The organism is Streptomyces phaeochromogenes (assembly GCF_001418655.1).
Lineage (GTDB): Bacteria > Actinomycetota > Actinomycetes > Streptomycetales > Streptomycetaceae > Streptomyces > Streptomyces phaeochromogenes.
This window is the reverse complement of record NZ_LIQZ01000123.1, coordinates 18,335-31,861: the sequence shown is the minus strand read 5'-3', so window position 1 is coordinate 31,861 and position 13,527 is coordinate 18,335. Positions and strand designations below refer to the sequence as shown.

Below are 13,527 nucleotides of genomic sequence, written 5' to 3'. Positions count from 1 at the left end.
CGGATCGCGGCACGCGCGCGTAATCGACCCGCACGCGCGCGTGCCGCGATCCGGAGTGCCGTACGACGTTGGTCAGCGCCTCCTGGATGACGCGGAAGGCGGCGAGGTCGGCGCCCGGCGGCAGGGCTCCGCGCTCGCCCCCGCTCTCGACGTCGACCGTCAGTCCGGCGCCCGCCGCCTGCTCGACGAGTTCGGGGAGCCGGTCGAGGCCGGGCGCCGGCGCGCGCGGCGCGTCTCCGGGCGTACGGAGCGTGTCGAGCACCTGGCGCACCTCCCCCAGGGCCTCCTTGCTCGCGGCCTTGATGGTGGTGAGCGCGGTGCGCGCCTGTTCGGGGTCGGAGTCGAGCAGCGCGAGGCCGACACCCGCCTGGACGTTGATGACGGAGATGCTGTGCGCCAGGACGTCGTGCAGTTCCCGGGCGATCCGCAGCCGCTCCTCGTCGGCGCGCCGCTTGGCCGCCTGCCGACGCTCCACCCGGTCGCGGTCCCACTGCTCACGGCGTACCCGGGCGAGTTCGGAGACCGCGAGGATGGCGATCATCCAGGCGGCGATGGCGACCTCCTCGCCCCACGAGGAGACCGGGTCGCCCTTCGGCGGCAGCCACCGGTAGAGCCAGTGACCCACCAGCAGGTGGACCACCCACAGCGTGCCGAGCGCGGTCCAGGCCGCCCAGCGCTGCCCTGCGACGATCGCGCTGAAGCAGGCGAGCGCGACCGTGAGGAAGATCGGCCCGTACGGATATCCGGCGCTGAAGTAGACGAGGGCCGTGGCCGCGGTGCCGAACACCACGGCCACGGGATACCGCTGCCGCCACAGGAGCAGAGCGGCGCCCCCGAAGAGAAGTAGCCGCGCGAGGACGTCGAGCTTTTCCCGGTCGGGCTGCTGCTGCGCGGCGAAGATGCTGCCGACGAGGACGAACACGGTGAGGAGCAGCGTCGAACGCCACGGCCAACGCGGACGGCCGCCGCCCTCTTCCTCCTCCTCGCGGCGGTTCCACCACGGGGGCCCCGGCCACCGGCGCTGCGGCGGTCCGCCCCTGGCCCAGGGGGGTCCACCGCACCGGCGTGTGCGCTGCTCTTCCATGCCTGCCACGCTAGACGCCGCGGGTCGCCGGAGGCGTCAGCCGAGCGTGGTGATCACACGTACTCCCGGCGGAGTACCTGGTCCGGCTCGGGCTCGGGCACCTCCTTGATCCGGAAGCGGCGCAGCGGCTTCGGCGCCCACCAGTTCGCGCGCCCCGCGAGCCGCATGGTCACCGGCAGCAGGACCACCCGAATGAGGGTCGCGTCGACGAGGATCGTCAGGGCCGTGCCGATGCCCATCTCCTTCAGGAAGACGACGCCTCCGGTGGCGTACGACAGGAAGGACAGCGCGAGGATGCCGGCCGCCGCCGTGATCAGCGGGGCGCTGCGCCGGATGCCCTCCGCGACCGCGCGCCCGGTGTCGCCGGTGCGGTCGTGCTCCTCCTTGATGCGGGACAGCAGGAACACCTCGTAGTCCATGGACAGGCCGTACGCCACGCAGAACATCAGCACCGGGATGCTCGGCTCGATCGAACCGGTCGGCGTGAAACCGAGCGCTCCGGAGAGGTTCCCGTCCTGGAAGACCCACACCAGGCAGCCGAACATCACAGACAGGCTGAGCAGGTTCAGAACCGTCGCCTTCAGGGGGAGCAGGACACTGCCGGTCATCAGGAAGAGGATCAGGTACGTCGCCCCGAGGACGAGCCCGGCGGCGAGCGGCAGCCGGTCGAGGAGCGTGGCGCGGAAGTCGGTGGTCTCGCCCGGGTAGCCGCCGACCAGTACGCCGTCGGGTGCGGGGAGGTCACGGACGCGCTCGACGAGCGCGGGTACGTCCCCGCGCATCGCCTCCTGAGTGGGCACCAGCGCCAGTCGTACGCGGCCGTCGGGCGCCGTCAGCCGGTCCTGGCCCGGCGCTCCCGTCCGCTGCCCGTCGCGGAAGGTGCCGGAGGGGGCGTCGACCTGGAACACGCCCTGGATCGAGGAGAGTTCGGCTGCGTAGGCGCGCGTGGCGGCCGTGGTCGCGGTTGTGGTCGTCCCCGCGGGTGATTTCGTGAGGACGACCTGGATGGTGTCGGTCGGCTCGGCGGGGAACTCCTCGTGCACGATCTCGGAGGTGGTGCGCGAGGAGGTCCCTTCGGGGAGGGTCCGCTCGTCGGGGAGTCCGAAGCGCAGCCCCAGGAGGGGCGAGGCGGCAAGGAGCAGCACGGTGAGCACTCCGGCGCCGGCGAGCAGCGGGCGGCGCATGGCCGCGAGTGCCGTGCGGTGCCAGAAGCCGGACGTCGTGCGTGCGGCGGGCCGTTCGACCCGGTGGCCCCAGCGGGCGAGGGCCGCCGGCAGGAAGACCACAGCTCCGGCCACCGCGGTCACCACGACGAGGACACCGGCGTACGCGAACGAGCTGAGGAAGAAGAACGGGAACACCAGCAGCGCGCACAGCGACACCGCCACCGTCACTCCGCTGAACACCACTGTGCGCCCGGCGACCGCGGTGGCCCGCACGACGGCGTCGGGCCCCGGGCGCCCGGCCGCGCGTTCTTCGCGGTAGCGGCTGATCACGAACAGGCTGTAGTCGACGCCGAGTCCGAGGCCCAGGACGAGGGCGAGGTTCGCCGCGAACGTCGACACCTCGGTGAACTGCGCGATCGCGCGCAGCCCGGCGAGTGTGCCGAGGACGGACAGCAGACCGACCGCGACGGTCAACAGGGCGGCCGTGGTGCGTCGGTAGACCAGGACGAGGAGGAGCAGGACTGCGGGCAGTGCGAAGAGTTCGGCGCGCAGGAAGTCGGTGCGGGCCTGTTCGCCGACCTGGCGCGAGATCTCCTCCTGGCCGCCCACCTGGACGGTGAGTTCGTCGGTCGTGCGCGTCAACCGCGGTGAGAGCGTGGCGAGTTGTTCGCGTGCTTCCGTGGCGCCGCCTTCGAGGCGGACGAGGACGAGCGCGCGACGGCCGTCGGTGCCGCGCAGGGCGAGGCTGTCGGAGTCCCAGTACGAGGTGACGTCGGTGACCAGGGGCAGCCCCTCCACCTCCTGGGCGAGCGCGCGGGCCGCGTCCCGTGTGCGGGCGCTGTCCACGTCGCCGTCGCGTGCCGTGACGAGCAGGGCCAGGTTGGGGTTGCCGGTGCCGAACTCCTCACGCAGTACGTCTCCCGCGCGCACCGACTCCGTGCCGGGCGAGCTCCAGCGCGCGAGGTCCAGGTCGTTCTGGGCGCCCGCCCCGTAGGCGGCTAGGCCGAGGAAGGTGAGGAGTACGCCGATGAGGACGGCGCGACTGCGCCGCACCGCCAGGCGGCCGAGCCGGGTGAGCATCGTGGTGTGGCCTTTCTCCGGGATCCGTAGCGGCCACGGTCGTCGGCCCCGCTGACCGTCCGCTGGAAGATCCACTGGAACGCCGGTGCCGGGATACTCTCGACGCATGGGTGAGGGGACACCGAAGGGCTTGCGCAAGAGCGGTCCGGCCAAGGCCGAGGGGGCGCCCGACGGCCTGCGATTCGAACTGCTCGGCCCGCTCAGGGCGTTGCGCGACGGAGTCGAGGTGCCGCTCGGCCCTCCGAAGCAGCGCGCGGTGCTCGCCGTACTGCTCCTCCAGGAGGGGCGCTCCATCTCGTACGACGCCCTGGTCGAGGCCGTGTGGGGAGGCGCCCCGCCCCTGCATGTACGCAACCTTGTGCAGAAGTACGTCTCCGGGCTGCGCCGAGCCCTGGGCGGCGCCGCGGAGTTGGCGTGGACGGGCAGCGGCTACCGGCTCACCGGCGCGGACGCCGACGACCTGCGCGAGCGGCGACGGTGGGTGGACGAGGCGCTCGCCGCTCGCGACGCCGGTGAGCTGCGGCGCGCGGGTGAACTGGTCGAGCGCGCCGAGGAGTTGTGGCGCGGCGAGTTCGCGGAGGGCCTGCGGGCGCCCTACCTGGCGGCGGAACGGCTGCGCTGGGCCGAGAAGCGACTCACGGTGCTTGAGGCCCGGCTGGCCGGGGAGATCGAACTCGGCAGGTCCTTCGAGTACGTCCATGAGCTGGTCCGGCTCGTCGCCGCGCACCCGTTGCGGGAACGGCTCGTGGAGCTGCTGATGCTCGCGCTGTACCGGACGGGCCGCTCCTCGGACGCGCTGACCGCCTACGAGGCCGCACGTCAGCGGCTCGCCGAGGCGCTGGGCGCGGACCCGGGGCCACCGCTCCGGTCACTGCACGCGCGGATGCTCCGTCAGGATCCCGCCCTGCTGCCCCGGCCGCCCGTGCCGGTGTCCTGAGGGAACACGAGGCCCACACCATGACCGAGTTGGGCGACCGCGTGCCGGAAGAACGGCTCGCGGTCCTCCACGACCCGGTTGAACTGCCCGAACAGCTCGAAGCCGACGAGCCCGTAGAGCTGTGCCCAGGCCGCGACGAGCGCGGTGACCACAGCGGGCGGCAGGTCCGGGGCCAGGTCGTCGGCCAACCGCCGTGCCTCGGGCCCGAGTTCGGCGGGCAGCGGAGGAAGGGCGACACCTGCGCCCTGGTGCGCGCCCCGGACGATGCCGATGAGGAGCAGCCCGACGCGGGACGCCGCCGGCACGGTGGTGGCGGGTGCGACGTACCCGGGCACGGGCGATCCGTAGATCAGCGCGTACTCGTGGGGGTGCCCCAGTGCCCACTCGCGCACCGCCTCGCACACCGTGGTCCAACGGCGGATCGGTTCGGCGTCGGCGACCTTGGCGTGCGCCGCCTCGGCGTCGGCGCCGAGCGAGTCGTAGGCGTCGATGATGAGTGCGGTCAGCAGGTCGTCGCGGCTCGGGAAGTAGCGGTACAGCGCGGAGGAGACCATGCCGAGCTCGCGGGCCACGGCCCGCAGGGAGAGCTTGGCCGCGCCGTCCTCGGCGAGCTGTCTGCGCGCCTCGTCCTTGATGGCCGCGGTGACCTCGATCCGGGCGCGGGCGCGGGCTCCTTTGGCGGTACTCATGCGCACCAGTGTTCCATAACTTCAGAGCAGTGCACACAAACGAGAGCGGTGCACGCAAACGTGAGCAGTGCGCCATTACGAGATCACTGCTCTTGCTTTGGATCACCGATCTCGTGCACACTGCTCTCAAGCGAGAGCAGTGCTCACACTTTCCACTTTCCGCTTCCGGAGGAAGTCACCATGGCCACGTCCACGCACGTGAAGAAGCCCGGCTGGTTCACCGTGAACGTCCTCAACCGGACCGTCGCCTGGATGACCCGCCGCGGCCTCAGCGTCTGGGGCTCCAGGGTCCTCGCCGTCCGCGGCCGCAAGAGCGGCGAGTGGCGCACCACGCCCGTCAACCTGCTGACCTTCGACGGCCGGCAGTACCTCGTCGCCCCGCGCGGCCACGTCCAGTGGACGCACAACATGCGGGTCGCGGGCGGCGGCGAGCTGCACCTCGGCAAGAAGGTGGACACGTTCACCGCCGTGGAGGTCGCCGACGACGACAAGGTCCCGCTGCTGCGCGCCTACCTCAAGCGCTGGAAGGCCGAGGTGGGCGTGTTCTTCAACGGCGTCGGCCCCGACTCGTCCAACGAGGAGCTGCGGCGCATCGCCCCCGACCACCCGGTCTTCCGGATCACGGTCAAGAGCTGAGCCCCTCGGAGGCCCAGCTCCTGGTCCCCTCAGGTCACCGGTCGAGCGCCGTCAGCGCACGCCCCGCCATCGGATGCGACCGCACGATCTCGCCCAGCGAGGTGGATCCTCGGGTGATGCCCGCGAACACCTTCCAGGCGGGCCGGAAACCGGTCAGCGCGGCATGGAACATGCCGGGCCGCCGCTGGAAGATCGTGAGCATGCTCTTGCCGACGCTCATCTCGACGCCGAGACCCGCCTTGATCGCGAAGGCGTAGTTCAGCGCCTGCCGTCGCGCGTCCACCGCGTCGTGCGCCTCCGCGATCCGCACCGCCCACTCCCCCGCGAGCCGCCCCGAGCGCAGCGCGAAGGAGATGCCCTCGCGGGTCCACGGCTCCAGGAGCCCCGCCGCATCCCCGCACACCAGCACCCGCCCCCGCGACAGCGGCGAGTCGTCGGCACGGCAGCGCGTCAGATGCCCGGACGAGATGCTCGGCTCGAAACCGGCGAGCCCGAGCCGGGCGACGAAGTCCTCCAAGTACCGCTTGGTGGCGGCGCCTTCACCGCGCGCCGAGATCACTCCGACGGTGAGCGTGTCGCCCTTGGGGAACACCCATCCGTAACTGCCGGGCAGGGGACCCCAGTCGATGAGGACCCGCCCCTTCCAGTCCTCCGCGACCGTCTCCGGCACCGGGATCTCCACTTCCAGGCCGAGGTCGACCTGGTCGAGCTTCACCCCGACGTGTGCCCCTATCCGGCTGGCGCTGCCGTCCGCGCCGACCACGGCCCTGGCCAGCACCGTCTCGCCGTCCTGGAGAACCACGGCCACCGTGCGCCGGTCGGGGACGGCAGAGCCGTGCTGCTCCACCCGCGAGACCGTGACGCCCGTACGCAGTTCGGCGCCCGCCTTCTGGGCGTGCTCGACGAGCTGCTGGTCGAACTCGGGCCGGTTGATGAGCCCGAAGAGCATCTGCTTGGAGCGACGGGTGCGCGTGAACCTCCCGTCGAGCGAGAACGTGACCGCGTGCACCCGGTCCTGGAACGGCAGCTCGAAGCCGGGGGGCAGCGCGTCTCGCGTGGGTCCGATGATGCCGCCGCCGCACGTTTTGTAACGGGGCAGCTCCGCTTTCTCCAGCAACAGGACGCGGCGCCCCGCGACCGCTGCCGCATAGGCGGCCGAGGCGCCCGCGGGCCCCGCACCGACCACGACGACGTCCCACACCCGCTGTGCGTCGTCCGAAGAGTTCTCGCTGCTCACGATGGTCTGCTGCTCCGATCCAGCCGCCTGCCGCACCTGCTCCACGCATCCTACGGCGACGTCCGGCGAGGACCGCTGTGGGAGGATCTACAGCGAATGCAGCGCGCACACCCGTATGCGCGCATCGCAGACGTACCCAGCCGTACAACGTCGCACCCACGAGGAGCGTGCCCATGTCGTCGAATCCGGTCGCCGAGACCGTCGCCTCGTTGATGCCGAGGGCGAAGGCGGAGCTCACCGAGCTGGTGGCCTTCAAGTCGGTGGCGGACTTCGACCAGTTCCCCAGGAGCGAGAGCGAGGGCGCCGCGAACTGGGTGGCCGACGCGCTGCGCGCCGAGGGCTTCCAGGACGTCGCGCTGCTCGACACCCCCGACGGCACACAGTCGGTGTACGGCAGCCTGCCGGGCCCCGAAGGCGCGAAGACCGTCCTCCTGTACGCGCACTACGACGTGCAGCCCCCGCTCGACGAGGCCGGCTGGGCGACCCCGCCGTTCGAGCTGACGGAGCGGGACGGCCGCTGGTACGGGCGCGGGTCCGCCGACTGCAAGGGCGGCCTGGTCATGCACCTGCTGGCGCTGCGCGCGCTCAAGGCCAACGGCGGGGTCCCGGTCAACGTCAAGGTGATCGCGGAGGGTTCCGAGGAGCAGGGCACGGGCGGCCTGGAGCGGTACGCCGAGGAGCACCCCGAGCTGCTGGCCGCCGACACGATCATCATCGGCGACGCGGGCAACTTCCGGGTCGGCGTCCCCACGGTGACGACCGCGCTGCGCGGCATGACGCTCGTCCGCGTCCGGGTCGACACCCTCGAAGGCAACCTGCACTCCGGCCAGTTCGGCGGCGCCGCCCCCGACGCGCTGGGCGCGCTGATCCGCGTACTGGACTCGCTGCGCGCCGAGGACGGTTCGACGACGGTCGACGGGCTCACGGGCACCTCGCGCTGGGACGGCCTGCAGTACGACGAGGCGCAGTTCCGCAAGGACGCCAAGGTGCTCGACGGTGTGGAGCTGATCGGTTCGGGCACGGTCGCCGACCGCATCTGGGCGCGGCCGGCCGTGACCGTGCTGGGCATCGACTGCCCGCCGGTGGTCGGCGCCACCCCGTCCGTGCAGGCGGGCGCCCGCGCGCTGGTCAGCCTGCGGGTGCCGCCGGGCGTGGACACGGTCGAGGCGACCAAGCTGCTCCAGGCCCATCTGGAGGCGCACACCCCGTGGGGCGCGCGCGTGCAGCTCGAACAGATCGGCCAGGGTCAGCCGTTCCGCGCCGACACGACCAGTCCCGCGTACGCGGCGATGGCCCAGGCGATGAGCGACGCGTACGACGGGGCGGAGATGCAGTACGCCGGTCAGGGCGGCTCCATCCCGCTGTGCAACACCCTCGCGTCGCTCTATCCGCAGGCGGAGATCCTGCTCATCGGGCTGAGCGAGCCGGAGGCCCAGATCCACGCCGTGAACGAGAGCGTGTCGCCGGAGGAACTGGAGCGGCTGTCCGTCGCCGAGGCACTGTTCCTGCGCAACTACGCGGCGAACTGAGCGAGTCGGTCCGACGGGCGTGCCCCACAGCACAACCGGGGCACGCCCGTCGTCCCTCGTACACTCACGGCCGTCGGTCTTCGGCCGTCGCCGGGGCAGCTACCCCGTGGGCACCCCGGCCTCCAGATACAGCGCGGCTCCCCGCTCCCGTGCGCGCAGTGCCCAGCGCAGGCGCTCGTAGCGGACGGGCGGCAGGAGTCCGGCCGCCTCCTCCTCGGTGACGAAGCGCCAGGCGCGCAGTTCGGGGCCCGGCAGCAGCATCCGCCGGGCCTCGTCGCTGTCGAGCCGGCCGCCGTCGTAGAGGAGGCGCAGTCCGCCGTAGGCGGGGGGTACCGGCGGCTCCCAGTCGACGACCAACAGGCTGGGTACGTCGACGAGTTGGATGCCCGTCTCCTCGGCGACCTCGCGGATGCCCGCGCGCGCGGGTGCCTCGCCGGATTCGACGACTCCGCCCGGGAACTCCCAGCCGGCCTTGTAGGTCGGGTCGACGAGCAGCACCCGGTCCTGCTCGTCGAAGAGAAGCACGCCCGCGGCAACGGTCTCCGAGGTGGGCTCGGGGGTCTGCACGATGTCGCAGACGGGGACAGTTCCGCCGCTCACGGCACCGGCGATGCGCACGGCGGCCTCGTACGGGGTGAGCGCGCTGGTGTCGACCGGATGGGCGTCGGCGGTGAGCCAGCCCGCGAGGGCGGCGTGGTACGGCTCGATGTGGTCGTACGACCACTGCCGCACTCGTATCTCCCCGTCGGGGAGGTCCGGCGGGACCTCCCGGTCGGCTATTCGCTCGCGCAGGATCGTTTCCGCCGGGGCGAGAAGCACATGGCGTACCGCGATCCTGCGGGATGCGAGTCCGCCGAAGATCTCGTCACGGTAGTCCTGGCGGAGCAGCGTCATGGGGACCACGAGTACGCCCCCGAGTTCGGCGAGCATCGCGGCGGCGGTGTCGACCACGAGCCGTCGCCAGATCGGCAGATCCTGGAAGTCGCCGACCTCGGCGAGGCGCTTGGCGGGCAGGAGCTGCGTCAGCCCGGCGCCGATGAGCTCGGGGTCGAAGAGTGTGCTGTTCGGGATCAGGTCGATCAGTTCCCGTGCGGTGGTGGTCTTCCCCGCACCGAACGCACCGTTGATCCAAACGATCACGGTTCCCCCTCTGCTGTTGGCCCCCTGAGGCTTGCCCGCTCCACCCTGCCACGGAAACCAGGCCCTGAAGAGGTCGCGTTCGACGGGTCGGACGCATGCGAAAGCCCGGCCCTCGACGGGCCGGGCTGATGGTCGGGACGGTCCTGACTGGCGGGTCAGCCCCGCTGCTCCTCGGGCTTGTCGTCCGTGGCCAGACTGCCGTCGCTGATCGTCTGGTCGAGGCTGCTGAGCGTGTTCTGTACGTCGAGGCTGCCAAGGGCGTCGCCGCCCTCCGCGGAGTGGGACGGCGTGACGGCCGCGACCACGAATCCGGCGGCGAGGGAGGCGATGGCGAGCATGCTGCGCTTCTTCATGCCCGGTTCAACTGCCGACCCGCCCAGGGGTCACGGTCGGCCTTTCGGTCGTTCCACGGTACGGCCGGGCCACGCGAGGGATTTCGCCGGGACATCCGATGTCCCGCAGCACTTCCGGTCATCACAGGCCCCGTGGGCGAGAGCCGTGCCGTGACCTCCTCCGCAGGGCGCAACTCAACACAAACGCACGCGGGGCTCGGGTCCCACTCCCTAGTGGGAGCATCGTCTAGGGTTTTGACGGGATATCGAACAAACTTTACCGCACCTCTTCCACCACAGTGCGACACGTCCTACCGTAAGCGCGCACGGATGACGCGGACATGAAGACATCCAACCTTTCGCGAGTACGGAGGACGTAACGATGCGTCACTTTCTCACCCGCACGACTCGCCGAAGAGTGGTCGGAGCACTCACCGCAGGGTTGCTCGGCACCTTGGGGATGACCGGGCCCGCCCCGGCCGCCCACGCCCAGACACCGGCCGGAGCCTCGGCCGAAACCCCGGCGGCACCGGCCGCACCCACCCCGGACGCCGGCCTCGCCCTCACCCCGCCCATGGGCTTCAACAACTGGAACTCCACGCACTGCCGTGCGGAGTTCAACGAGGAGATGGTCAAGGGGATCGCGGACATCTTCGTGACCAAGGGGCTCAAGGAGGCCGGATACGAGTACGTCAACCTGGACGACTGCTGGGCACTGCCCACCCGTGACACGAATGGCAAGCTGGTGCCCGACCCGGTCCGCTTCCCGGGCGGGATCAAGGCGGTCGCGGACTACGTGCACTCCAAGGGGCTCAAGCTCGGCATTTACACCAGCGCGGGCACGAAGACGTGCAACGACGCGGGCTTCCCCGGTGCGCTCGGCCACGAGTTCAGCGACGCCCAGCAGTTCGCGGACTGGGGTGTCGACTACCTGAAGTACGACAACTGCAACAACCAGGGCGTGGACGCCAAGCAGCGCTACACGACGATGCGTGACGCCCTGAAGGCCGCCTCCGAGACAACCGGCCGACCCATCGTCTACAGCATCTGCGAGTGGGGCGAGAACAAGCCCTGGGAGTGGGCGGCCGACGTCGGCCAACTGTGGCGTACGACCGGGGACATCAGCGACAACTGGGGCTCGATGCTCTCGATCATGAAGCAGAACCTGCCGCTCTCGCAGTACGCGGGTCCCGGACGCTGGAACGACCCCGACATGCTGGAGGTCGGCAACGGCGGCATGACGGACACCGAGTACCGCACGCACTTCTCGATGTGGTCGATCATGGCCGCGCCGCTGCTCATCGGCTCGGACCTGCGCTCCGTCCCCGAGGAGACCTTCGACATCCTCGGCAACAAGGAGGTCATCGCGGTCGACCAGGACCCGCTCGGCAAGCAGGGCGCGGTGCTCTCCTCCGAGGGCGGTCGCTGGGTCGTCGCCAAGGAGATGAAGGACGGCAGCCGCACGGTCGCCCTGTTCAACGAGACCGGCAGCGCCCAGCGCATCGCCACGACCGCGAAGGCCGTCGGATTGCCCGAGGCGGACGCCTACACGCTGCGCGACCTGTGGCAGCACAAGAGCTACAACACGGCGGGCGCGATCTCGGCGACCGTCCCGGCCCACGGCACGGTCCTCGTACGCGTCTCGGCGGACGGCCGCTGGGCCAAGAACCCGCCCGCCGTCGAACTCGGCCTGGACGGCAGCACGTTGATCGAGGCGGGCAGGCCGACCGCCCTGACGACCTCGGTCACCGACCTGGGCCGCACGCCCGCGAAGCGCGTCTCCGTCTCCGTGAGCGGACCCCAGGGCTGGAAGGTGAAGGCCAAGTCACCGACCACCACAGGCTCCCTCCCGACCGGCAGGGCGCTGCGCACCAAGTGGACGGTGACCGCGCCGGCGAGCACGCCCGCGGGGTCGTACGAGCTGACGCTGAAGGCGACCTACCGCTCGCCGAAGGGAGTGCGGGCCGAGAGCGTGCTGCCGCTGACGGCGTCCGTCGTGGTGGCCCCGCCCTCGGGAGCCTCGAACCTCGGTGATCTCCCCTGGCTCTCGACGACCAACGGCTGGGGACCGGTCGAGCGCAACACCAGCAATGGCGAGAGCGACGCGGGCGACGGCACCCCGATCACGATCAACGGCGTCGTGTACGCCACCGGGCTCGGCGTCCATGCGGAGAGCACCGTCGAGTACTACACGGGCAAGGCCTGCGAGACCGTCACCGCGAAGGTCGGCGTGGACGACGAGGAGGGCGCGGACGGGTCCGTCGCCTTCGAGATCTGGGCCGACGGCACAAAGGTGGCCTCGACCGGCGTCCTCACCAACGCCCAGCCGGCACAGGCCATTTCGGCCGACGTGAGCGGTGCCCAGGTGGTCCGCCTCGTCGTCACCGACGGCGGAGACGGAGTCACCTCGGACCACGGCGACTGGGCAGACACCCAACTCACCTGCTGACACCAGCAGACCGACAGGGCTCGACCGAACAGTTCCCCGCACCCCCGAGGGACCTTCCTTCAGGGGCGCGGGGAACTGCGCGGCCAGCCCCGACCGGCCCGCACACAACAACGCTCGTACCTAATCGCCACCCAAGCGGCACGGGTCGGCTCAGCCGCCAACCACCGCCGTGGTGGCGCTCGACTTACGACTGAGCGCAGCCGCCGCCGCGCCCACGAGCCCGGCATCCGTCCCCATCTGTGCAGGCGTCACCGTGAGCCGCTGCACGAACGACAACGTGGCGTAGTCGCGCAACGCGGCACGCAGCGGTGTGAACAGGACGTCGCCCGCCTTCCCCACTCCCCCGCCGATCACCGCGATGTCGATCTCCACCAGCGTCGCGGTCGCCGCGATTCCGGCGGCCAGGGCCTGGGCGGCACGCTCGAAGGACGCCACCGCGACGGGGTCGCCGGCGCGGGCGGAGGCGGCCACGGCGGCTGCGGAGGCGTCACCCTCGGCCCCGGGCTGCCAGCCGCCCTCGATGGCGCGGCGCGCGATGTTCGGCCCGCTCGCGATGCGCTCGACACAGCCGCGGGACCCGCACGGGCACCGGTCGCCGTCGAGCTCCACGCTGATGTGGCCGATGTGACCGGCGTTGCCGGTGGGTCCGGGGTGCAGCTGTCCGCCCAGGACGAGGCCGCCTCCGACGCCGGTCGAGACGACCATGCAGAGCGCGTTGTCGTGTCCGCGGGCCGCGCCCTGCCAGTGCTCGGCCGCGGTGATCGCCACGCCGTCGCCGATCAGCTCGACGGGCAGCCCGGCCGTGGCGGCCCGGACCCGCTCGACCAGGGGGTAGTCGCGCCAGCCGGGCACGTTCACGGGGCTCACGGTGCCCGCGGAGGCGTCCACCGGGCCCGCGCTGCCGATGCCGATGGCCGTGGCGCGGCTCCACAGGGGCGAGACGGTGAGCTCGCCGAGCACGGCGTCGACGGCCGCCATGACGGTCTCGCCGCCCTCCTGCGCGGGCGTCGGCCGCTGGGCGCGCAGCAGGATCCGGCCGTGGCCGTCCACCAGCGCTCCGGCGATCTTGGTGCCGCCGATGTCGAGCGCGGCCACGAGGTCGGTGTGCATCAGTGTCTGATCTCCCGTTTGGATCCCATTTGGACCATGAGAAAAGGGCAGGCCGGTCTCGCAGTGAGGAAGGGTAGGCCGGAGATTGCGATGGACAGTCTCTCCCGCATCTGACAACGTTGTCCAGGCTCTATGCTC

11 protein-coding genes are annotated in these 13,527 nt (G+C 71.3%); 4 read left to right on the top strand and 7 right to left on the bottom strand.

Going from position 1 to position 13,527, the window contains the following annotated elements:
* Both AOK17_RS17740 and AOK17_RS17735 read right to left on the bottom strand, forming a co-directional pair.
* Positions 1-1,093: sensor histidine kinase (locus AOK17_RS17740; RefSeq protein ID WP_425424617.1), on the bottom strand; the 1,093-nt coding region annotated here is incomplete at its 3' end.
* Between the two features lie 44 nt (positions 1,094-1,137).
* Entirely contained in the window at positions 1,138-3,330 is a 2,193-nt protein-coding gene (locus AOK17_RS17735) for an MMPL family transporter (protein ID WP_055613464.1), read from the bottom strand.
* Between the two features lie 106 nt (positions 3,331-3,436).
* On the opposite strand from AOK17_RS17735, the gene AOK17_RS17730 reads away from it, so the two are divergent.
* Positions 3,437-4,267, top strand: a complete 831-nt coding sequence (locus AOK17_RS17730) for an AfsR/SARP family transcriptional regulator (protein ID WP_055613463.1) — start codon at positions 3,437-3,439, stop codon at positions 4,265-4,267.
* Here AOK17_RS17730 and AOK17_RS17725 read toward each other — a convergent pair.
* Positions 4,222-4,956 carry a TetR/AcrR family transcriptional regulator gene (locus AOK17_RS17725; RefSeq protein ID WP_055613462.1) on the bottom strand — a complete coding sequence of 245 codons (735 nt, stop codon included), beginning with the start codon at positions 4,954-4,956 and terminating at the stop codon, positions 4,222-4,224. The genes AOK17_RS17730 and AOK17_RS17725 overlap by 46 nt on opposite strands.
* Before the next feature lie 180 nt (positions 4,957-5,136).
* On the opposite strand from AOK17_RS17725, the gene AOK17_RS17720 reads away from it, so the two are divergent.
* Complete coding sequence (locus tag AOK17_RS17720; protein WP_055613461.1) at positions 5,137-5,592, top strand: nitroreductase family deazaflavin-dependent oxidoreductase; 456 nt, start codon at positions 5,137-5,139, stop codon at positions 5,590-5,592.
* Between the two features lie 34 nt (positions 5,593-5,626).
* On the opposite strand, the gene AOK17_RS17715 is transcribed toward AOK17_RS17720, so the two are convergent.
* On the bottom strand, positions 5,627-6,829 hold the full coding sequence (locus AOK17_RS17715) for a geranylgeranyl reductase family protein (protein ID WP_055613466.1): 1,203 nt from the start codon (positions 6,827-6,829) through the stop codon (positions 5,627-5,629).
* Between the two features lie 173 nt (positions 6,830-7,002).
* Between AOK17_RS17715 and AOK17_RS17710 the strand changes: the two genes are divergently transcribed.
* Positions 7,003-8,358 carry a dipeptidase gene (locus tag AOK17_RS17710; protein WP_055613460.1) on the top strand — a complete coding sequence of 452 codons (1,356 nt, stop codon included), beginning with the start codon at positions 7,003-7,005 and terminating at the stop codon, positions 8,356-8,358.
* A gap of 99 nt (positions 8,359-8,457) precedes the next feature.
* Here the strand turns inward: AOK17_RS17710 and AOK17_RS17705 are convergent, their stop codons facing one another.
* The gene (locus tag AOK17_RS17705; protein ID WP_055613459.1) at positions 8,458-9,498 is read right to left on the bottom strand and encodes an NUDIX hydrolase; all 1,041 of its coding nucleotides are present in this window, start codon (positions 9,496-9,498) and stop codon (positions 8,458-8,460) included.
* 155 nt (positions 9,499-9,653) lie between these two features.
* Positions 9,654-9,851, bottom strand: a complete 198-nt coding sequence (locus AOK17_RS17700; protein ID WP_055613458.1) for a hypothetical protein — start codon at positions 9,849-9,851, stop codon at positions 9,654-9,656.
* Positions 9,852-10,212: 361 nt separating this feature from the next.
* On the opposite strand from AOK17_RS17700, the gene AOK17_RS17695 reads away from it, so the two are divergent.
* Complete coding sequence (locus AOK17_RS17695) at positions 10,213-12,279, top strand: NPCBM/NEW2 domain-containing protein (RefSeq protein WP_107102421.1); 2,067 nt, start codon at positions 10,213-10,215, stop codon at positions 12,277-12,279.
* Between the two features lie 150 nt (positions 12,280-12,429).
* On the opposite strand, the gene AOK17_RS17690 is transcribed toward AOK17_RS17695, so the two are convergent.
* Complete coding sequence (locus AOK17_RS17690) at positions 12,430-13,389, bottom strand: ROK family protein (RefSeq protein WP_055613456.1); 960 nt, start codon at positions 13,387-13,389, stop codon at positions 12,430-12,432.
* Between the last annotated feature and the right edge of the window lie 138 nt (positions 13,390-13,527).